This window comes from Sneathiella limimaris, from assembly GCF_012932565.1.
GTDB classification, from domain to species: domain Bacteria; phylum Pseudomonadota; class Alphaproteobacteria; order Sneathiellales; family Sneathiellaceae; genus Sneathiella; species Sneathiella limimaris.
In genome coordinates this window covers 1,409,114-1,429,255 of the sequence record NZ_JABBYJ010000001.1, presented here as the reverse complement: position 1 = coordinate 1,429,255, position 20,142 = coordinate 1,409,114, and the positions used below count along the sequence as shown (strand labels likewise).

The 20,142-nt window shown below is 50.4% G+C and carries 19 protein-coding genes and 1 tRNA gene; 11 read left to right on the top strand and 9 right to left on the bottom strand.

Annotated features, from left to right (window positions below):
- Positions 1–60: 60 nt before the first annotated feature.
- Entirely contained in the window at positions 61–1,053 is a 993-nt protein-coding gene (locus HH301_RS06935; RefSeq protein ID WP_169567898.1) for a DMT family transporter, read from the top strand.
- Between the two features lie 15 nt (positions 1,054–1,068).
- A complete protein-coding gene (locus tag HH301_RS06930; RefSeq protein ID WP_169567896.1) occupies positions 1,069–3,057 on the top strand; it encodes an AsmA family protein in 1,989 nt (662 codons plus the stop codon).
- A 33-nt stretch (positions 3,058–3,090) separates the two neighbouring features.
- On the opposite strand, the gene HH301_RS06925 is transcribed toward HH301_RS06930, so the two are convergent.
- Complete coding sequence (locus HH301_RS06925) at positions 3,091–3,975, bottom strand: LysR family transcriptional regulator (protein ID WP_169567894.1); 885 nt, start codon at positions 3,973–3,975, stop codon at positions 3,091–3,093.
- 110 nt (positions 3,976–4,085) lie between these two features.
- Here HH301_RS06925 and gstA point away from each other — a divergent pair, with 110 nt between their 5' ends.
- Genes gstA through HH301_RS06910 form a run of 3 tightly spaced genes read left to right on the top strand, consistent with a single transcriptional unit; the run spans position 4,086 to position 5,314 of the window.
- On the top strand, positions 4,086–4,694 hold the full coding sequence (gstA, locus tag HH301_RS06920) for a glutathione transferase GstA (protein ID WP_169567893.1): 609 nt from the start codon (positions 4,086–4,088) through the stop codon (positions 4,692–4,694).
- Entirely contained in the window at positions 4,694–5,065 is a 372-nt protein-coding gene (locus HH301_RS06915; protein ID WP_169567891.1) for a nuclear transport factor 2 family protein, read from the top strand. Before gstA ends, HH301_RS06915 begins: the two co-directional genes overlap by 1 nt.
- 21 nt (positions 5,066–5,086) lie before the next feature.
- Positions 5,087–5,314 carry a tautomerase family protein gene (locus tag HH301_RS06910; RefSeq protein ID WP_169567889.1) on the top strand — a complete coding sequence of 76 codons (228 nt, stop codon included), beginning with the start codon at positions 5,087–5,089 and terminating at the stop codon, positions 5,312–5,314.
- Between the two features lie 105 nt (positions 5,315–5,419).
- On the opposite strand, the gene HH301_RS06905 is transcribed toward HH301_RS06910, so the two are convergent.
- Positions 5,420–5,812 (bottom strand): rhodanese-like domain-containing protein, encoded by a 393-nt coding sequence (locus HH301_RS06905; RefSeq protein WP_169567887.1) that lies wholly within the window; start codon positions 5,810–5,812, stop codon positions 5,420–5,422.
- 121 nt (positions 5,813–5,933) lie between these two features.
- Between HH301_RS06905 and HH301_RS06900 the strand changes: the two genes are divergently transcribed.
- The 4 genes from HH301_RS06900 (at position 5,934) to HH301_RS06885 (ending at position 9,545) form a co-directional block, all read left to right on the top strand.
- On the top strand, positions 5,934–7,139 hold the full coding sequence (locus HH301_RS06900; protein WP_169567885.1) for an acyl-CoA dehydrogenase family protein: 1,206 nt from the start codon (positions 5,934–5,936) through the stop codon (positions 7,137–7,139).
- 70 nt (positions 7,140–7,209) lie between these two features.
- Entirely contained in the window at positions 7,210–7,959 is a 750-nt protein-coding gene (locus tag HH301_RS06895; RefSeq protein WP_169567883.1) for a sulfotransferase-like domain-containing protein, read from the top strand.
- A 12-nt stretch (positions 7,960–7,971) separates the two neighbouring features.
- Positions 7,972–8,637 carry a gamma-glutamylcyclotransferase gene (locus tag HH301_RS06890; RefSeq protein ID WP_169567881.1) on the top strand — a complete coding sequence of 222 codons (666 nt, stop codon included), beginning with the start codon at positions 7,972–7,974 and terminating at the stop codon, positions 8,635–8,637.
- 122 nt (positions 8,638–8,759) lie between these two features.
- Positions 8,760–9,545: a substrate-binding periplasmic protein gene (locus tag HH301_RS06885; protein ID WP_169567879.1), complete on the top strand. Its 786-nt coding sequence runs from the start codon at positions 8,760–8,762 to the stop codon at positions 9,543–9,545.
- Positions 9,546–10,147: 602 nt separating this feature from the next.
- On the opposite strand, the gene HH301_RS06880 is transcribed toward HH301_RS06885, so the two are convergent.
- From HH301_RS06880 to ahpC, 3 genes are all read right to left on the bottom strand, one after another.
- Complete coding sequence (locus HH301_RS06880) at positions 10,148–10,804, bottom strand: hypothetical protein (protein ID WP_169567877.1); 657 nt, start codon at positions 10,802–10,804, stop codon at positions 10,148–10,150.
- 365 nt (positions 10,805–11,169) lie between these two features.
- Positions 11,170–12,729, bottom strand: a complete 1,560-nt coding sequence (gene ahpF, locus HH301_RS06875) for an alkyl hydroperoxide reductase subunit F (protein WP_169567875.1) — start codon at positions 12,727–12,729, stop codon at positions 11,170–11,172.
- Positions 12,730–12,841: 112 nt separating this feature from the next.
- Positions 12,842–13,405: an alkyl hydroperoxide reductase subunit C gene (gene ahpC, locus HH301_RS06870; RefSeq protein WP_169567873.1), complete on the bottom strand. Its 564-nt coding sequence runs from the start codon at positions 13,403–13,405 to the stop codon at positions 12,842–12,844.
- Between the two features lie 137 nt (positions 13,406–13,542).
- On the opposite strand from ahpC, the gene HH301_RS06865 reads away from it, so the two are divergent.
- On the top strand, positions 13,543–14,448 hold the full coding sequence (locus HH301_RS06865; RefSeq protein ID WP_169567871.1) for a hydrogen peroxide-inducible genes activator: 906 nt from the start codon (positions 13,543–13,545) through the stop codon (positions 14,446–14,448).
- Between the two features lie 138 nt (positions 14,449–14,586).
- The gene (locus HH301_RS06860) at positions 14,587–16,221 is read left to right on the top strand and encodes an AMP-binding protein (RefSeq protein WP_169567869.1); all 1,635 of its coding nucleotides are present in this window, start codon (positions 14,587–14,589) and stop codon (positions 16,219–16,221) included.
- 67 nt (positions 16,222–16,288) lie between these two features.
- On the opposite strand, the gene HH301_RS06855 is transcribed toward HH301_RS06860, so the two are convergent.
- From HH301_RS06855 to HH301_RS06840, 4 genes are all read right to left on the bottom strand, one after another.
- Positions 16,289–17,593, bottom strand: coding sequence for an adenylate/guanylate cyclase domain-containing protein (locus HH301_RS06855; RefSeq protein WP_169567867.1), 1,305 nt, complete (start codon positions 17,591–17,593; stop codon positions 16,289–16,291).
- Positions 17,594–18,228: 635 nt separating this feature from the next.
- Entirely contained in the window at positions 18,229–18,798 is a 570-nt protein-coding gene (locus tag HH301_RS06850) for a DUF4269 domain-containing protein (protein ID WP_169567865.1), read from the bottom strand.
- Between the two features lie 352 nt (positions 18,799–19,150).
- Positions 19,151–19,225, bottom strand: a tRNA-Gln gene (locus HH301_RS06845).
- 80 nt (positions 19,226–19,305) lie between these two features.
- Positions 19,306–20,142: a dienelactone hydrolase family protein gene (locus HH301_RS06840; protein ID WP_169567863.1), complete on the bottom strand. Its 837-nt coding sequence runs from the start codon at positions 20,140–20,142 to the stop codon at positions 19,306–19,308.

Genomic DNA, 20,142 nt, shown 5'->3' with positions numbered 1-20,142 from the left:
ATCGAAAAACCATCCACTGTGTTAAAGTATGATAATTTTTTTCTTCATCTGGCCTCTTGCATGGGAATTGGCGACGGTCTTAAAGTAAAGGAACCTGTACCCGGCCCATTCCTTCCGAAGTTGATTTTCTTCATGTCCATTCCCTCCTCCTATCATGCACCCTTATACGTTCTGGCTTTTGGGTTCATTTTTGGAACGACTGTCAGTATGGCAAAGTTTGGCTCGCTGCATGGGATTGACCCGGTGAGCCTGGTTTTCTGGCAAATGGCGTTTGGGGGATTACTGCTTCTGGCGACAGCCCTGTTTCGGGGGCACCCCGTTCGACTTGGGGGCCGGTTTCTGCGCTATTATTTTGTCGCGGGTCTAATGGGCAATGCAATCCCAACCACGCTTGCCTTTGTCGCCTCCGTCAAAATCGGGGCGGCACTGACTGGCCTTGTCTATCCCTTGTCGCCGCTGACAACATATGTCTTTTCGATCGCCCTTGGCATTGACTGGATCCAGTCCCGCAAAATCGCTGGCACGCTCCTCGGGCTCGCCGGCGCAGCGCTTATCGTGTTGCCACCGGTATTAGCAAGCCCTGGCACCACAAGCGGAGAGATCTCCATCCTTTGGCTGCTTCTGGCCTTCACGATCCCCATCTTCCTTGGTATTGGCAATGTATATCGGCGCATGGACTGGCCGCACGGCTCTCGCGGGTTACCCTTGGCTGCGGGCATGCTGCTGGCCACCAGCATCCTGATGGCTCCGCTCTTTTTCTTTATCGATGCCCCAGTTTGGCCTGATTTATCCGCCAGCATTGCACCTTGGATTTTTGCGGGAAATATCCTTCTGTCATATCTGGGCTTTATGGTCTATTTCGAGCTCCAACGGATCGCAGAGCCTGTTTATTTCAGTCAGATCTCCTATTTTATCACCATAGCCACCATGATTTTTGGCTTTATATTGTTTGATGAGTCTATCGAGTTTTATGTAGTTCCAAGTATCGCACTGATTTTTACCGGCCTGGCTCTGGTCAGTATGAAACCAAAAAAGCCAGCCAAAACAGACTAAAACGAGAGGCGCCCAATGAAAAAAGTTGTCTACGGCATCATCGCAGTTGTTGTCATCCTGATCGCTGCCGTCATTGCCCTGCCCTTTTTGGTTCCGGCTGAACGGATCAAGCAGGAGATCATGATCGCCGCCAATGACGCGACCGGTCGAACCCTAACGATTGATGGGGATTTCGGAGTTAGTATCTTCCCGGTTCTTGGGCTAAACGCCAGCAAGGTTTCGTTCTCTAACGCGCCCAATAGCGAAATTCCGAATATGGCGACCATTGATCAGCTTACGCTTGAGCTGAACCTCATGCCGCTTCTAAGCGGACAGGTCTCCGTTGATAAGTTCATTTTGGACAAACCGGTTATCGTTCTGGAAGTCGACAAGTCGGGCAAAAAAAACTGGGAATTTGAAACCGCCTCCAGCGCGCCTGCAGAAAAAACCGAAAGCAGCGATGGCGGGGCTGCGGATCTGGGGATCAGTGACTTGAACCTGGGTGATGTTCAGATCAAAAACGGGGCCATCACCTATCGGGACTTGCAAGCCGGCGTCACTCACGAAATTAAAAACGCCAACCTGGCGTTAGAACTCAATGGCCTGGATCAGCCCTTTAAAACCGCAGGATCCGCCGTCTGGAGAGACGAGAAAATTGAACTGAACACCGAGCTCGGCGCCCTTCGCGCGGTTCTGGAAAATAAGGCAACTACCGCTTCGGTCGGCGTTAAATCCACCAAGGTCACCCTGACATTTGATGGTAACATCAATAGCCTGACCCCGGTTAATGTCACCGGCGCAACTGAACTGAACGTGCCTTCCCTTAAAGGACTGCTCGCCTGGGCTGCTGAACCGATTGAGGCCAAAGACGGCACCATGGAAGCGGTGATCATCAAAGGCGATGTTGGCGTTAAGGGAGACACCTATTCCTTTACAAATGCAGACCTGAGCTTCGACGCCATCAAGGCAACGGGTAATTTTGCGGCTAACCTGGGCGGCAAGGTCCCCTCGTTAAAAGGCGATTTGAACCTGCCGGTCCTTGATGTGAACCCGTATATGTCAGAAGGCGGTGCGTCAGAAAAACCAGCAGCGGCAGCGCCCGCCAAGTCTGGTGAGAAATGGGACAGCACACCAATTGATTTCAGCGCCCTTAAATCTGTCAACGCAGACTTTAAGCTCTCCGTTGGCCAACTTCTGGTTCAGAAAATAAAAGTCGGCCAGACAAGCCTTGCGGCACTTCTGAAGGACGGGATCCTGAAACTGGACCTTAACGAGCTTGCCCTTTATCAGGGATCCGGCAAGGGCAGCGTAACTGTCAATGCCCAGGGCTCGTCAGCCAAAATCGCCAATACCTTTGCGCTGAAAGGTTTGAACCTCCAGCCGTTCCTCAAAGATGCGGCTGATTTTGACAAATTGGAAGGAACCGGCAATTTTGACATTGATGTCACCACAGCCGGTACCTCCCAGAAAACATTCGTCGATAATCTAAATGGCAAGGGCAGCATCCTCTTTACCGATGGGGCCATCAACGGCATCAATCTTGCGGCCATGGCTCGCAATGTGGCCAGTGCCTTCACTGGCAGTGGGGAAGCCCAGAAAACTGACTTTGCGGAGCTTTCAGGCACCTACACCATCACAAACGGGATCCTGAAAAACAATGACCTGAAAATGCTGAACCCGTTTATTCAGGTGGCTGGCAAGGGCACCGTCAGCATGCCACCCAAAACCCTCGATTACCGGGTTGAGCCAAAAGTCACTGCCTCCAGCAAAGGTCAGGGCGGGAAAGATGCATCCGGCGTTATGGTCCCGGTGAACATCACCGGCAGCTGGGAAGATCCGAAATTTGCACCTGATCTGGCAGGTGTTCTCTCTAATGCGGTCAACACTGACAACCTGAAGGACCAACTGAAGGGAGTTACGAGTGGTGGCACCAGCGATGGAGGCAGCATCACCGACAAACTCAAAGAGGATGCGGGCAACGCCCTCAAAGGACTTGGCGGTCTTTTAGGCGGCAAGAAAAACTAGGCCCTACGATTAGAAACCTTAAAAAGGCGGCTTTCACGAAACGCCGCCTTTTTTGAGGCTATCCCATAACTCTGCCCCCACCAAACCCACCTTACTATCCCGCCTCCGGATCTTGAATATTCTGGATGTTCTGGAGGGAAAATCTTCAATATCCAGCGGTACCAACAGCCCGCTTTCCATTTCGCTTTCAATCAAATGATCCGGCATTCCACCCCATCCATGACCGGACAGGATAATCTCTTTCTTCGCGTAGAAATCTGAAACCGTCCATCTTTCCGCACCCGGCAGCAAATCCCGGCTTTGAGTAAACTCCCCCTGACGGCTATCTGCGACAACAACTTGGGTATAGCGTTGCATCTCCAGCCTGGAATAAACGCGGTTATCTGTGTCTGAAATCAGTTTGGGACTGGCCACTGGTAGGATTGTCACCGTTTCCAGGGCGGCGACCTCAACATCCTCTAGCGGAACACCATCGAGCGTTGCGATGATCACGTCAGCCTGTCCCGTCATCAATTGGTTTAACGCCCCACCCATATTCTCTCTAGCAAGCTTAATATGTGTCGCGGGCCATTTCGACTTCAGATCAGCAACCAAATCCAGCATCGGGAAAAGCGGATACGTCGCCGTCACTGCCAATTTGACCTCTGCCTCCTGTCCAGCGTTCAAAGACTGGGTGACATTTCGCAACAAATGCATCTGCTGTAAGACCTGCTGCGCCTGCTGATAGAATATCTTCCCTTTCTGGGTCAGCTCCGGCCGGTAGGTCTCTCTGGATAAAAGCGGAAATCCGACATCGTCTTCAAGTTTGGCAATCGCATGGCTAAGAGCAGACTGTGCCTTGTTCATTCGACTGGCGGCTGCCCGAAAGCTGCCTTCAGTTACAATCGCATGTAATGTCTGCAAAGCTTCAAGTTTCAAGGGCCACCCTTATGATCGAATAATTAGATCATTTAAATTACAAAACAATATTATTTATTGATCATTAGGTCAATTACCTATGTCTTGTCCCACAACAAGGAGAGACACAGATGAAACTTTATATGAAACCCGGTGCCTGTTCACTTGCCAGCCATATTATCCTGAAGGAAGTAAACGCTGTTTTCGAAACAGAGCAGGTAGATACTGAAAAGGGTCTGACGGCTTCCGGAGTAAATTATCATGCCATCAATGCAAACGGCTATGTACCAGCCCTGCAACTTGGTGAAGAGGAGATCCTAACCGAAGGCCCTTCAATCTTGCAGTATTTGGCAGATACCCACCCCGAAACCGGTTTGGCGCCAGTATCAGGAAGTCTTCAACGAGCACGGATGAACTCCTATCTCAACTATATTGGTTCGGAATTACATAAAGCTTTCAGCCCCTTGTTCCACTCTGCATCCTCTGCAGAAGCCAAGAAAGCGGCCATTCAAAATATCGGTCAAAAGTTTGACTATATTGCCAACCTGTTTGCAGATGGGCGTCGGCATTTGCTAGGAGATGAATTCTCGGTTGCAGACGCATATCTGTTTGTCGTGGTCAACTGGTCAAACTTCGTTGGCATCGAGTTGGCAAACTGGCCTGATCTGGAAGCGTATCAAAAACGCATCGCCAGTCGTCCGTCAGCTGTAAGCGCAATGCAGGCCGAAGGCCTCCTTTAATGAGCACCGAAATACAGCTAATCACTGACCTGATGGAAACTTACTTTACTGCTCTTCATCAGGCAGATCCCGATCTGATAAGGCCGATCTTCCACCCCGATGCCCGATATGTAGATGCCACACAAGGCTTCTATCGCAACCTTTCAGTTAAGGAGTATCTACAAGTTCTGGTAGACCGGGAATCCCCTAAAAGCAAGGGCGCGCAGATAACTGGTCAGATAGAACGGATCGATATTGATCCCGGCGGGATGGCATTCATACGGGCTAACATGCAGATGCTGAACCGCCACTATACGGACTATCTCACCCTCACCAAATCAGAGGGAACATGGTTAATCCAGTCCAAGATCTTTGTCTGGGAAACCCTTTAGTAACCCGAAAGGAAACATCAAATGCCTTATGTAAACATCAAAGTCACCCAGGAAGGAGGACCGAATGGAACCGGGCCTTCGCCAGAACAGAAAGCCCAGTTAATCAAGGGGGTGACCGATCTTCTCCAAGACATTCTGGGGAAGAGCCCGTCCTCCACTTTTATCACCATTGATGAAGTAGAAATGGCCAATTGGGGGATCGGGGGCCTACCCGTTCCAGATTATCGTAAGTCCCTATCCGGCAATTAGGACATCTAAATTAATTCTACCAATCCACCAAGATTTCAGTTTGCTGGATTTGAAAAGGCAATGTTCAACTTTCCTGGCATTGCCTTTTCAGTATTTCTCAGCGTCTTATTTCGGGGATTTTTCCTCTGTAGGGCCGCCGGCTTCTTTCCAGGCACCAAAACCGCCATCTATGTGACAGACATTTTCAAGCCCCATGGACTGGACCGTATCTGTTGCCAGGGCAGAGCGCCATCCAGCCGCGCAGAAGAATACAAATTTCTTGCCGCTGGCAAATTCAGGGCGGTGATAGGGGCTTTCCGGATCAACCCAGAATTCCAGCATGCCGCGCGGGGCATGCATGGCACCGGGGACAGCACCTTCCCGATAAAGTTCCCGAACGTCGCGAATATCCACAAACTGAACATCCTCGTTGCCCAGTAGCGCCTTTGCCTGGTCCACTGAAATTGTCTCAATTCGGCTATTTGCGTCCGCAACCATTTCTTTTACTGTTTTTTTCATTTCTTCTCCGTGAAACTGGTTGTATGCTTCCCTCATCCCATTAATGACAGAAACTCATTTATGCTACAATTTACGCCGGGTCGGCGCTAGTTGGAATATAAGTAATAAAAAAGAGGAAAGCATGGATCTCTCATTTTCAAGTAAGGATAACGCCTTTCGCGAGGAAGTCATCGATTTCATTAATACAAATCTGACCGATGACCTCAAACAGAAGATGGCTGATAACCGCAACAGCTACCTTCCGAAAGAAGACCATGTCCGCTGGCAAAAAGCGCTGAACGAAAAAGGCTGGCTCGCCCCCGACTGGCCTGTTGAGTATGGCGGACCTGGATGGACAACGACCCAGAAATATATCTTCGATACCGAAATGGCCAACCACAACGCGCCAGGTATCATGCCGTTTGGCATTAAGATGTGTGCACCTGTATTGATGAAGTTCGGTAGTCAGGAGCAGAAAGACTACTACCTGCCTCGGATGCTGAGCAACGAAGACTGGTGGTGTCAGGGCTATTCCGAGCCGGGTTCAGGTTCTGACCTTGCGTCTCTTCAGATGAAGGCTGAGGACAAAGGCGATCATTTCCTCTGCAACGGCTCCAAAATCTGGACCACTTTGGCCCAGTATGCAGACTGGATCTTCTGCCTCGTGCGGACCAGCAAGGAAGGCAAGCGTCAGGAAGGGATTTCTTTCCTGCTGATCGATATGAACACACCAGGCATCACCATTGATCCGATCTACACACTTGATCAACCGATCGAAGGTGCGCAGGAAATCAATCAAGTGTTCTTCCAGGATGTGGTTGTTCCAAAAGAAAACCTTGTTGGCGAAATCAACAAAGGCTGGACCTACGCCAAGTATCTTCTGGAATTTGAGCGGGGCAATGCCTATGCCGGTCGCCTGAAACGCGGAGCGCAGAAAGTGCGCGCTATCGCGGCAAAAGAAGTGGATGGTGGAGAGCCTGTAATCAACAATCCGGATTTCCGCAATAAGTTGGCAAAACTTGAGGTCGCCATTCAGGCCCTTGAAATGACCGAGCTTCGGATCCTTAGCAAGCTGACCTCCGGCCAGAATATGGGTCCTGAAAGTTCTCTGATGAAATGTCGCGGAACGGACCTTTATCAGGAAGTTGTCGAGCTTGCCCTTGAAGCTGTGGGCACATACGGCGTCCCCTTCTTGCCGCTCATTCCGGGTCAGAACACAGATCCCGTCGGACCGGATTACGCCAGCGGCGCAGCGCCGCGTTATTTCAATGCCCGCAAGGTGTCTATCTATGGCGGCTCCAATGAAATTCAGCGGAACATTATGGCTAAGCTGATCCTTGGCCTCTGATCCGCTTCGGTTTTTACGAATGAGGGGACGGTTTCGTCCCCTCTTTTATTTGAGAGTAAATGGAGGGTAGATGTCAGACGGCAGCAGCGCCACAATTCTGTCCATGTGGTCCGGACCTCGCAATATCTCCACCGCCATGATGCGCTCCTTCGGCAGTCGCCCGGACTGCCAGCCTGTTGATGAACCTTTCTACGCCTATTACCTGACAGAGACCGGGCTTAACCATCCCATGCGAGCGGAAATTCTGGCAAGCCAGCCTGAGGACTGGCGGCAGGTCAGTTCCGACATCAACGCACCCCTGCCCGATGGGAAAACCCTGCGCTATCTCAAGCATATGACCCAGCATATGTTACCGGATATCGATCTTGGCGCCTTTGCCAGTCACAAGCATTGCTTTCTGATCCGCGATCCCCGTCTGGTCATCGCGTCTTTTTCAGCCAAATATGATCAGGTCACCGCGGAGGCCACCGGCTTTCACCAGCAAATGCGTCTCTTTGAGTATTTCGATCAGCAGGCTGACCATAAGCCCGTCATTGTGGAGGGTGAGGATATCCAGAAAAACCCAAGCGGGATGTTGCATGCGCTTTGCAGCACGCTTAAACTCTCTTTCTATCCCCAGATGCTGGAGTGGGAAAAGGGGCGCAAACCAGAAGATGGTGTCTGGGCTGCTCATTGGTATAACGCCGTGGAAGCCTCAACCGGATTTGCCCCTTACCAGGCCAGAGAAGCGACTTTAACGCCGGAGCAGGAAAAACTAGCCCGGGAGCTGGAACCGATTTATCTTGAGTTAAAGTCCAGGAAACTGAAGCTGGAGAATTAGGAACCCCTATCGATGTTGACCCGCGAAGAACTTACCCGTGAACGGGTTGACATGCTAATCGAAGAGGCCCGCAAACAAGGGCGGTTTGACGCTCTCACCCATGAAGAGCGGGATGAGAGCCGCCATAATTTCCTTCAACAATCCCCTATTTCTGAGGAAGGTCTGTGGGTCTTTGGCTATGGCTCCCTCCTCTGGAACCCGGCTTTTCATTATATCGAGTCCGTTCCCGCCCGGCTTTATGGCTATCGGCGGCATTACTGCCTGCATCTCACCATGGGTCGGGGCAGTCCGGAAAAGCCCGGGATCATGCTGGCACTCGATACCGGTGGCTCCTGTAATGGGCGCGCCTTCCTGATTGAACCTGCCAAGATTGATAGCGAAACCGAAATCCTCTGGCTGCGGGAGATGATTTCCGGCGCCTATTTACCCCGCTGGGTAAAAATGAAGACCGAGGATGGTAAATCCATTGAAGGGCTCACCTTCGTCGTCAATCGGGACCATTCCCGCTATCGCGATCATTTAAGCGATGAGGATCTCGTTCAGCGGATCTGTCAGGGTGAGGGTCATCTTGGCTCCAGCCGGGAGTATCTTGAAAACACCGTCGCGCATCTGGAAGAAATTGGCGTCCGTGATCAGTATCTGCACCGCCTGCTGGCAAAGGTCAAAACCCGCGATTAAACGCACTAAAAACCCAATAAATTGAAATAAAACTGGTCAAATACCATTCTTGCTTTATATCATTCTAAAGTAGATGTGATGTTAAGAGAAAAAGAGAAACCAAGCCAATCACCTATTTTACAATGAACAGTCCTGAATATAAAACTGGACGATTATGGATCGGAATTGCTTTTGTTCTGGTCCTGTTGATCAAGTCAGCATTCGCGCAGGCAGAGGGAAAAACCCTCAACGTTGTCACCTATTATGACTATCCGCCATTTGTTACAGACAAAAACCAAGGCCTATTTTTCAATTTTATTGAAGAACTAAAGGAGCTTGCCGGCCCTGACTATCAAATCAACTCGCAAGTGCTTCCTCGAAAACGCCTAAATGAGCTGTTGCAGGAAGGCCGATCAATCATTGTTCCATTCATTCACTGGAGCTTTTTTCAGGACCCTGAACAAGATCGATATATTTGGACACCAGCCTTTGCCGTTGAGAAAAACCTGATCCTGTCTCATACCAACAACCCGGTGTTATACAGAGGCGAGGCTCAAAATCTCACAGGGTTGAAATTTGCTTCTGTTCGCGGACATGTCTATGTCGAATTGCAGCAGGCCATTGATGAAGGAAAAATAAGAAACATCATAACTAATTCCCAGATTTCCTGCCTGAAACTTCTTCTCAATCAACGAGTTGACTTCACCACCTTGCCCAGCTCAACACTTCAGTTTTACTTGCGAAAACTCAATGCGAAGGAAGAGATCCATATTGCCACAGTGCCCCGAACCGTGTTTGGCCGTCATGTCATGATGACCAAAAATCTGGTCGGCCAACGCGAGCTCCTTAATCAGGTTGTTGAGAAAATAAAAGACTCTAAGGAGTGGCAGAAAAATCTGATTTTCAACGGCCTGGAGCCGGTGGAGTAATAAGATCTGTTTGGGGAAGAAGTGGCCAAAACCTTAAGGTCGCGGGGCTCATGCCGATAAAATTACCCCTAAAACGTAAATGACCCGGCACGAGGGGTAGTGTGCCGGGATCATTACATCTGACTGGTTAGGCCTTGGCCCGTCCAGTGGGGTACTAGGGTACTTGGTACTTGGGGTACGTTGTACTACTTGGTACTTTGGGGTACTTGATACTACTTAGTACTAGTTGCGCATTTCGGGGTACATAATACTACTTGGTACTAATCGAATATCGAGGGGGGGTGATATTCGAACAATCAGTGCGCGTCTGATCGATGAAGACAGTATCCCCAGAATTGATGTAATTCGCAAGTCAAATTGAAAAATAGTCTTTTTTTAAAAACAATCTTTTATCAAGGACTATAGATATATTGCAGTTATTTTTTGTTCATTACTTTAACGTTTCTCTATATCAATTATGTAATACTTTTATTTCTTTAGATCCTTATTTTGAAATAAATTTGTTACAATTTTTCCGAATCACAGTGCAAAATTCAAAAACCCAATAAAAAACGGCGCTTCCGTAAGGAAACGCCGCCTTTTTCGTAATTCTGTGTGGGAGCTTAGGCCGCTTTCTTGCGACGGCTCAACCAACCCAGACCCAGCATCGCACCACCGAACAGCAGCATTGCGGGCGGAAGTGGAACTGCGGACAGCTGCACATCATCGATATAGCCGCCGTAGCTATCGCTTGTTCCGTCTGCCCAGAATTCTAGGGTGTACCAACCTGAACTTGTGATAGTGAAGTCTTGAACAATATTCCACCAACCATAACTTTTTGGAGCTGAGTTTCCGTTGATACCGAACACGGTACCATTGTCATTTGTTTGACCATTGCTGACTGCACCAATTTCCAGATCGTAGTTAATCCAGTTAGTCGAAACATTTTCGGTACGGCCCAGATACTGGAAAGACAGCTGGTACGCACCGGAATTCAGATAGACCTGCTGATACATGCCGGAGTTGGAATGACTGTCCAACTCAACCTTGTTGCTACCTTCATATGCTGTAGCACCGCCAACGTTACCGGTCTGAACCTCAATACCTGCTGTACCCGCAAATTTTGTCCAGCCATCGATGGAGTCATATACTGACCACGAGCCGTTAGACTGTACTGGGTTTTCAAAACCACCATTTGTCAGGAGAGCTGCAGAAGCGCTAGAAGCGCCAAATACACCAGCTGCCATGGCGACAGCTGCAAACCATTTTTTCAAAGCCATATCTTCGTTCCTCTTACAGAACGCCCCCATTTTGATATGCACTCGAGATAATGTGATCTGTGCAATCAGAGACGCTAAAGGTTAAACCACGCACTACATGAGAAATTAACTAAAATTTAATATTATTTTTGTCAATCCATTCTTACTCGGCCCCCAGTTTTCTGCCAAAAACCGGCAATATTTTCTCATTTTTGTTAATAAATATGGTTAATTTAACCAATCATATGGTTAACGTTTTCCGGCAAAAGAATCATACTTATTACTTCTGGAGACATTTTCCGGTCACCCAGCACAAAAAAACAGGCCGGGAGGGGGAACCCGGCCTGTCTTCAGTGTCCTCATCTGCTCAGATGGGAGGGGGGAGGTTATTTTTTGAGGAGGTAGTCAAAGGCAGAAAGCGCTGCTTTTGAGCCTTCACCCATGGAGATGACAATCTGCTTATAAGGCACGGTTGTCACGTCACCGCAGGCAAAGATGCCTTCCTTGTTGGTCTCGCATTTCTCGTTAATCAGAACTTCCCCATATTTAGAAAGATCGACAACACCTTTGAGAAACTCACTGTTGGGCAGCAGGCCGATCTGGACAAAAATCCCGTCCACATCTGCAACCTTGACGTCCTCATTTTCCCGGTCCTGATACTGCAGCCCCTTGACCTTGCCGCCTTCTGCCAGGACTTCCTGGCTGGCAACGTTTTTGAGAATTTTGATATTCTCGGTCTTCTCGGCCTGATTGACCAGAACCTGGTCGGCTTTCAGCTCCGGCAGGAATTCCAGAACTGTCACGGATTTCACAATCCCGGCCAGATCCAGTGCTGCCTCAATACCGGAGTTACCACCGCCAACAACTGCTACGTCCTTGCCTTTAAAGAAAGGTCCGTCACAATGCGGGCAGTAAGCCACGCCATTACCTACATTTTCCTTCTCACCCGGAATGCCGAGCTCCCGCCATTTGGCACCGGTCGCAATGATCAGCGTCTTGGAGGTGATTTTCTCGCCAGAGGAGAGAATAATCGTTTTGGGATCACCATCCTCGATCCGCTCAACCTTCAGATGCTCCTTCAAAGTAACATCATGCTTCATCAGGTGATCCATAAGCTTGTTGGAAAGCTCAGGGCCTGTTGTGTATGGCACAGAAATCAGGTTCTCAATGCCCATGGTGTCTTTCACCTGACCACCGATGCGATCCGCGATGACTGTTACTTTCAAGCCTTTACGAGCCGCGTAAATCGCAGCGGATACACCAGCCGGGCCACCACCGATTACGGTCACGTCCTGCAAAGGAAGTTCCTCAGCAGAGGCAGCCAATTCCTCGGTAATGTTTGGGTATTTGGCCATCAGTTTTTCCAGAAGCTGACCGGTATCGATCTTGCCGTTGGCGAAGACCTCGCCGTTCAGGAAAACAGTTGGCACACCCTGAATATTCCGCTCTTCGATCAGGTCTTTATAAAGACCGCCGTCGATTGTCTCGGTAGAGATTTTCGGATTAAGCACGGCAAACTGGTTCAGCGCCTGCACCACATCCGGGCAGTTATGACAGCTCAAGGAGACAAAGACCTCGAACTTCAACTCTTCCTGCACGCTTTTCACAATGCTCTGGACACTATTATCCAGCTTAAGGGCGGTTCCGGAAGAATGGAGCACAGCCAGCACCATGGAGTTAAATTCATGCCCCCCAGGAATACCAGAGAACACAATGCCGTTTGGCGTGCCATCGACTTCCAGCAGGAAGCTGAGCGGGCTGCGCAGCAAACCGTTGGTATCGCGCTCTTCAAACTTCAACTTGTCGGAAACTGAGGCAAAATCCTGCAGGAACTTGACAAGTTCAGCCCGTTTTTCGTGTTCACCGGTTTGCAGAACCAATGCCACTTCGCTTGACATATTTGCGGTATAGCCCTTGAGGGCTTCTAAGATATCATTCGTTAACATGAGTCTGCCTTTGAATTACATGGGTGTAATTTGGGGGTATCTGGCGCCACATTGGGGCCATTTGGGGGTGGGTAGCGGCGCACCGCTACCCAAAGCCGTGTAAGCTGGTCGCTTAGATTTTGCCGACGAGGTCGAGGCTTGGAGTCAGAGTTTCCTGACCTTCTTCCCAAGCAGCTGGGCAAACTTCACCGTCGTTAGCGGCTACATACTGAGCTGCTTTCACCTTACGAACCATGTCTTTTGCTGAACGGCCGATACCCAGGTCATGGATTTCAGCAACTTTGATGATACCATCTGGGTCTGCGAGGAATGTACCGCGCAGTGCCAGGCCATCTTCTTCGATCATCACGTCAAAACCGCGAGAGATTTTGCCTGTTGGATCGCCGAGCATTGGGAATTTGATTTTGCCAATTGCGTCGGAAGAAGCGTGCCATGCAGCGTGTGCGAAGTGAGTGTCTGTAGATACAGAGTAGACTTCAACACCGAGGGCTTTCAGCTCATCATAATGTTTTGCCATGTCTTCGAGTTCTGTTGGGCAAACGAATGTGAAGTCTGCTGGGTAGAATACGAAGATTGACCATTTACCTTTTACGTCATCAGATGTGACAGTTTTCAGCTCACCATCGTGGAAAGCGTCAGTTGTAAATTCTGGGATAGACTTGTTAATGATAGCCATTTTTCTTTAATCCTATGATGAACGTTTAATCAAATTTCGGAACGCCGTTGCCAGCGTTGATTGGGAATTTAGGCACTTGCGTTGTTAAAGTAAATTGAATATTTTTGAAGATATTGATTAATTTTTTTGAACATTAAATGATCACTCTGAAACAGCTCACATACGCTCTTGCAGTGGCCCGGGAAAAACATTTCAAACGCGCAGCGGAAGCTGTGGGGGTCACCCAGTCTGCGCTCAGCACCGCGATTTCCGAGCTGGAGGCCCAGCTTGGCTTCCAGGTTTTTGAGCGGGACAATAAAAAGGTGCTGATCACGCCGCTTGGCGAAAAAGTGCTGGAAAAGGCCCGGGCCATCAAACTGGAAGTGGATGATCTTTATCTGCTGAGCAAGTTCAAAGCAGACCCTCTGAGCTATCCCATGAAGATAGGGACCATCCCGACCATTGGCCCTTACCTGCTGCCCAAGGTCTTGCCGGAGTTACGCCGCCGTTATCCCAACTTCAAGCTGACCCTTTTTGAAGAGCAGTCACATGTGCTGGTGGAGATGGTGCGCACAGGAGAAATTGATACGGCGATCCTGGCCCTGCCCTTTGCCCATGCAGGTCTGCATGCCTTTGAGTTTTGGGAGGAGGATTTCTACGTCATTGCCCATGCGGATGACGTTAAAGAAGGCCAGACGGAAATCCTAGGATCTGAACTTCATTCCTCGGATCTTCTCTTATTAAAAGACGGGCATTGCCTGAAGGATCATGCGTTATCCGCCTGCAAGCTGCCGCCAACCGATGTGGACAGCTCCCTCTCCGGCACCAGCCTCAATACACTGGTGCAAATGGTCGCCGGCCATATGGGCACCACCCTGGTCCCCCAGATGGCACTCGATCAACTCTTGCATGAAAGTTCAGACCTCAAGGCCCTGCATCTGAAGGATCCCGGCCCGCACAGAACCCTCGCCTTTATTACCCGGCCCAATTACGTAGGGGTCAGCAATATCGAGATCCTGATGAAGATCTTCCGCGAGCAGCTGGAAAAACACTGCAAAAAATGACCTTGGGTCATTAATTTCCCAAAACCGCCGAAAATTCGATTGAGCAGGCGACTTTCGGCCCGTATAAAGGGTGGTCCTCTAAACAGGGGAGGATGCCGCCAAAGCAATGATAAAAAAAGATTGAGGAAGTGATTTATCATGTCAGAAAAAGTCTGGTACCAGCATTATGGAACCGCTATCCCCCAAGAAGTTGATCTAAACGCCTATCCCAGCGTCGTGGCCATGTTTGACGAGGCCATTGCCAAATTCCGCGATCAACCTGCATTTGAAAATTTCGGCGCCAAACTGACTTATGGCGACATGGACGAAGCAGGCAACAAGATCGGCGCATATTTGCAGAAAACGCTCGGCCATCAGAAGGGCGACCGGGTCGCTGTGATGATGCCAAATATCCTCGGGTTTCCAGCTGCCATGCTGGGGATCTTGCGGGCTGGTCTTGTGCAAGTGAACGTAAACCCCCTCTACACCCCGCGGGAGCTGAAACACCAGCTCAATGATGCGGATGTAGAAACCATCATCATCTTCTCTGGCTCAACCCCGGTACTGGCTGAAATTCTGGGTGAAACACCGGTCAAGAACATCATCACCGTAAACCTTGGCGACCTTGGCAATCCAAATCTGCCAAGCCCACCTGTGGATGAGCGGATCTCCAATTCTGTGACCCTGCAGACCGTTCTGGAAGAAGGCGCCAAGCTGGAGCTGACCCCGGTTGAGATTACCCAGGATGATCTGATCTTCCTGCAATATACAGGCGGGACAACGGGCCTCTCCAAAGGCGCCATGCTGACCCATGGAAATCTTGTCGCCAACGTGATGCAGTATCGCGGGTTTGTCGGCAGTCTGGTGGAAGAAGGCAATGAGCTGGTCATCACAGCCCTGCCGCTTTATCACATCTTTGCCCTGATGGTGAATTTCATCACCTACTTTATCTCCGGTGCGGAAAATGTGCTGATCACCAACCCGCGGGATATGCCAGGTTTTGTTGAGGAGCTCAAAAAGCATCGCTTCAGCGTCTTCACTGGCGTGAATACCCTTTACGCGGGTCTTCTGATGACCCCTGGGATTGAGGAATGTGATTTCTCCAACCTGCGCAACGCGGCCGGCGGCGGCACAGCCGTTCAGAAAGTTATTTCCGATCGCTGGAAGACGCTAACCGGTAGCCACATCCGCGAAGGTTATGGTCTCTCGGAAACCTCCCCGATCCTGACCTTTAATCCGCCCACCGCGACCGAGTTCAAAAACTCCATCGGGATCCCACTGCCGATGACGGATGTCTCCATCCGGGATGATGAGGGTAATGAGGTTCCGCAAGGAGAGACCGGTGAGATTTGCGCACGCGGCCCGCAGGTTATGAAAGGCTACTGGAAGCGCGAGGATGCAACCGCTGAGGTAATGACCAAAGATGGTTTCTTCCGCACCGGTGACGTCGCCTATATGGATGAAAGCGGATATTTCTACATCGTCGATCGCAAGAAAGACATGATCCTGGTTTCCGGCTTCAATGTATTCCCGAACGAAATTGAAGCCATCGCCGCTGAGCTTGACAACGTGGCCGAATGCGCCTGCGTTGGCGTTCCTGATGAAAGAACCGGGGAAGCTGTGAAGCTGTTTGTGGTGAAAAAGCCGGACACAGAAATCACGACTGAGGAAATTACCGAATACTGCCGGAAAAACCTCACCGCCTATAAGGTGCCAAAACAGATCGTCTTTATCGATGAAATCCCAAAAAGCGCTGTTGGCAAGATCCTTCGCCGCGAGCTTCGCGACGTTTAACAAAAGATCTGACAGAAAAACGACCAAAGGGTCCCGGTAACGATCGGGGCCCTTTTTTTGGGGAAGGCTATTTCAACGGCGCCATAATAATCTTGCGGGACGGGTTCAGGGCTTCCTGCAACTGCTGGTTCGGAACATACCCTTCCAGATCGTCAGAAAATTCCGGCTTCAACCGATCAAGGAAATACATTTCCATGGGCGCTTTGTTCTTCACCTCAATCGTTCCCTGCTCGACAAAATCAAAATAGGGCTGCATCTGCTGATAAATGGGTTTGCTCACATTGAGTCGCCCCGGCTCCCCGCTACTTTCCAGTCGGGCGGCCACATTGACCGCATCGCCCCAGATATCATAAGTGGATCGCTGATTACCAACCAACCCGGCAATCACCGGACCCGTGTGCAGCCCAATCCGAAAATCAAAGGACGGCAAATGCAGCTTATCGCGCTTGGCTTTCAGCTCTTTGATCACCCGGATCAAACTGAGCCCACAAAGGCAGGCATTCAGCACATGCAGCCGATCCTGACCCGGCACACCGGAGACAGCCATATAGGCATCACCGATGGTCTTGATTTTTTCAAGACCATGTTCGCTCACCATATCATCGAAACGCGCAAAATAAGTATTGAGTAATCCGACCAACATGGCCGGCTCAGCGCTTTCCACAAACTTGGTGAAGCCTTTCACATCGGCAAAAAGGATTGTCGCCTCAGGATAGAATTTCGGTGCAACTTTGCCATTCTCAATAAGCTCTTCCACGATCGGGGCTGGGAACATGGCGGCAAGCAAATTGTCCGCCCGTGCCTTTTCCTTCGCCAGCTCAGCATTGGCGCTATCCAACTCGCGCATGGTTTGATCCAGTTCCAGCAAGCGACGACGATGCTCCAAATGGGTCATCAGCTGCTGAGCAAGGCGCCTCAGGCATTCCTGCTGCTCGAAGGTCAGCTCCCGCGGCTGAAAATCCATCACGCATATGGTTCCGATGGAATAACCCTCCGGCGTGACAAGTGGCATGGCGCTGTAGAATTTAAAGAAGGGATCGTTGACGACGAAATGAAAATCCTTGAACCGCTCATCCTGCGTGAGATCTTCGGACAGTACCAGATCTGCCCCGCATACCGTGATGGAGCAAAAGGCAATCTCCCGCGGGCAGCCCTCAAAATCATCGGGCAGTCCATACTTTGACTTGAACCAGAACCGGTCTTCCTCAATAAAACTCACGTAAGATACGGGGCATTCGCAGATCTGCGCGGCAAGCTGACCAATCTCATCAAAGTAAATCTCTGGCGGACTGTCCATGACCCGGTAGGCGCGAAGGGATTTATTCCGATCAACTTCGTTATCCGGCACCGGATATTTGCGTTCCGTATCCATAGGACTCACTCACCCTTAATTTACATTTTACTTATGTATTTTGGGAAATTTCAAATCTGAAATCCAGCAGAAATGCGATTTATCAGACGTAACCGAGCCCTGAAGCATTTGGCAAGCACCAAAAGCCTCGCCAGAGGGGTGCTCTGCAAGGGTGTGAAATCTATGTGGGTTAAGGGCGCCAGGATTGAATTTACTGTTATAATTCAATGATTTTAGGGCGCTGCGTTCATAACGATCAACGGATCCTTTCAAAAAAGATCGCCGATGATGCGGGGACTTGATACGGTACTTCTGTTACAACTCTTTACTACGCGACTGGTGCATCACCGGCGACAAGTTTATTTATCGTTGATTTTGCACGTGACGAATTTTGGATCAGATCTGTTGTACCGGTCTTTTGGAACGGCCCTGTCTTCCTTGGCTTCCTGCCACATGAGCCCTCTGTCCCCGATTGGGTACTTGCCGACACAAGTTCCCGCCCGCACGATCCAGCGCCTGATCACCGGAGGCTGCCACCCCCACTCTTACGCAAGACGGCTCATGTGGGACCCCACCCCCAAAGCTTCAAGCCTTTTCCTCAAAAAAGTGGAATAAGTATTATTTATTCACACCCCATGGTTAATAATTGCACTAATTTAGAAGCCTCCCCCAAACCGCGCTGACAGTTCGGCGTCCGACATGGACTGCAACTCATAAAGGGTTTGGTAGGGATCGCCGGGGATGGCGAAGGCTTGGGCGAAGGCGGGCTCGGTTTTGAGGCCTTCTGATTTCAGGGTACGGATACGCTCCCGGGCTGCGGGACCCCCGAGATTAAGAAGACGTTGCTCGATCAGCAGATGAACAACGGCAGACTGCTCAAGCACTGGACGGTCTTGGGCAAAGATTTCAAATTCAAACCCTTCGGCCCAAAACCGAATGATCAGGCTTTCCCGACCCTCCACCCGGCGACGGACGGCGCTGTAACCCCGATGATTTCCGTAGATGCTGGCCACCTGCGCTACAAAACCGTCCAGATCTTCTGATGCACAAATAATGTCAAGATCACTGTCCGCGATATCCACATCAAGGGGAATGGTCCCGGCCAGAACCGGGGTATAGGGCTTTAAGCGCTCAAAAATCTGAAGCGCCTGCAACGCCGCGAAGGCCGCCTGCTGCCTGGCAGTCCCGCTCCGCAAGGGTTCATGTATTAAAAGAGAGTGTGACATAAATCAGAATGCGAGCATTAAAATCGATACTATAGTATTAATTCTAAATTCAGGTGAACGGTTAAACCGCCCACCACCGCCAAAAAATAAAAGGGTTTGCAGGCGGGGACCCACAAACCCTCAGAGAGATGAGTTAAAAGGTTGTTCAGTCCCCTCTAACCCAGATATTACAAGGCAATAGCCTGAAATATCTTACCCGGATCAGTATCCCCATTTCGATATATTTATCAAACGATTATATTACATAAATGCAATTTTATTAAACTTTTCAATTAGGCCTAGGATTGCCTCGCACACTAAACCACCTCAAAGGTGTAAGACTTGAGCTATAAGTATGGTTTTTCTGGGAAAATGGCTGGGGTGGCAGGATTCGAACCTGCGCATGACGGGATCAAAACCCGTTGCCTTACCACTTGGCGACACCCCAATGCGGCCCTCTTTCTATACAAAGGGCGGGGCAAGCTCAAGCCAAAAAATGAAAAAAATCAGGATTTTGTCCAGAAGGGCTCAGCGGAACAGTCGACGGTCGAGAAACTGGAGCATCTGGGTGAAGACGATCGGCTCCAAAAGCACGTTCAGGCTATAGCTTTCAGAAAGACGTAGAAAGCGGTTCTCCGTATTATCAGCCATATCACCAGAGCAGTCCCGACCCGCCGCAGCCAACATCATGGAAACAGAGAAAACAGGGGAGAGAGCCGTGTCCCGAAGGCCGCCAGTTGACAGCCCCTGACAGTCCCAGCCGATGAGGACCCGTCCAGCGGTTTTGGCCGGCTTCATTCGGGCGACAGCGGCACCCGCCTCAAAAAACCCGAGGACAAAGACATGATCCGGATCAACCCAGTTCAGCCGATCCAGGGCATGCAGGGCAAAGGTCAGCTCCGCCCCTTTTTGGGATTGAATGGCCGCCGCATTTTCCAACAGGGTTTTCTGAGGATCACAAGCGAGTGGTTCATGCCGGCGAGCCTCACTTGAGAGGCTGAGCGCCACATATCCCTGCTCTGCCAGCGCCTTAAGCAGACGTGGCGGTGCGGGCGTGCTGCATCCCTCCAGCATTAAAAGGACCGGCCAGCGTGTCCCCGGTGAACCCCCGGCCATCACCAGAGGTGAGACCCCAGCGCCCATAGTGGTGACAAGGGAAGAGGTTGACCCCCTAACGGGCAAGGCAACACGGGCGGCCTGCCAGACAAGCTCCGGATCACTGCCGGCAGGCGCATCAAATTGAGCGGTCATAGGCTGCGGTGAAGCGGCGCGTTTTGGCGCCTCACAAGCGCCCAGCAAACTCAGGATCAGGAAACAGCCCAGTAAATGTCGCGTCAAACCCGGTCCAAATCCTGTTGATGCCAT

Excerpts from the sequence above, each read along its gene's own strand:
- HH301_RS06935 (WP_169567898.1), top strand. The coding sequence starts at position 61 with ATGGGAATTGGCGACGGTCTTAAAGTAAAGGAACCTGTACCCGGCCCA.
- HH301_RS06930 (WP_169567896.1), top strand. The coding sequence starts at position 1,069 with ATGAAAAAAGTTGTCTACGGCATCATCGCAGTTGTTGTCATCCTGATC.
- gstA (WP_169567893.1), top strand. The coding sequence starts at position 4,086 with ATGAAACTTTATATGAAACCCGGTGCCTGTTCACTTGCCAGCCATATT.
- HH301_RS06915 (WP_169567891.1), top strand. The coding sequence starts at position 4,694 with ATGAGCACCGAAATACAGCTAATCACTGACCTGATGGAAACTTACTTT.
- HH301_RS06910 (WP_169567889.1), top strand. The coding sequence starts at position 5,087 with ATGCCTTATGTAAACATCAAAGTCACCCAGGAAGGAGGACCGAATGGA.
- HH301_RS06905 (WP_169567887.1), bottom strand. The coding sequence starts at position 5,812 with ATGAAAAAAACAGTAAAAGAAATGGTTGCGGACGCAAATAGCCGAATT.
- HH301_RS06900 (WP_169567885.1), top strand. The coding sequence starts at position 5,934 with ATGGATCTCTCATTTTCAAGTAAGGATAACGCCTTTCGCGAGGAAGTC.
- HH301_RS06895 (WP_169567883.1), top strand. The coding sequence starts at position 7,210 with ATGTCAGACGGCAGCAGCGCCACAATTCTGTCCATGTGGTCCGGACCT.
- HH301_RS06890 (WP_169567881.1), top strand. The coding sequence starts at position 7,972 with ATGTTGACCCGCGAAGAACTTACCCGTGAACGGGTTGACATGCTAATC.
- HH301_RS06885 (WP_169567879.1), top strand. The coding sequence starts at position 8,760 with ATGAACAGTCCTGAATATAAAACTGGACGATTATGGATCGGAATTGCT.
- HH301_RS06880 (WP_169567877.1), bottom strand. The coding sequence starts at position 10,804 with ATGGCTTTGAAAAAATGGTTTGCAGCTGTCGCCATGGCAGCTGGTGTA.
- ahpF (WP_169567875.1), bottom strand. The coding sequence starts at position 12,729 with ATGTTAACGAATGATATCTTAGAAGCCCTCAAGGGCTATACCGCAAAT.
- ahpC (WP_169567873.1), bottom strand. The coding sequence starts at position 13,405 with ATGGCTATCATTAACAAGTCTATCCCAGAATTTACAACTGACGCTTTC.
- HH301_RS06865 (WP_169567871.1), top strand. The coding sequence starts at position 13,543 with ATGATCACTCTGAAACAGCTCACATACGCTCTTGCAGTGGCCCGGGAA.
- HH301_RS06860 (WP_169567869.1), top strand. The coding sequence starts at position 14,587 with ATGTCAGAAAAAGTCTGGTACCAGCATTATGGAACCGCTATCCCCCAA.
- HH301_RS06855 (WP_169567867.1), bottom strand. The coding sequence starts at position 17,593 with ATGGATACGGAACGCAAATATCCGGTGCCGGATAACGAAGTTGATCGG.
- HH301_RS06850 (WP_169567865.1), bottom strand. The coding sequence starts at position 18,798 with ATGTCACACTCTCTTTTAATACATGAACCCTTGCGGAGCGGGACTGCC.
- HH301_RS06840 (WP_169567863.1), bottom strand. The coding sequence starts at position 20,142 with ATGGCATCAACAGGATTTGGACCGGGTTTGACGCGACATTTACTGGGC.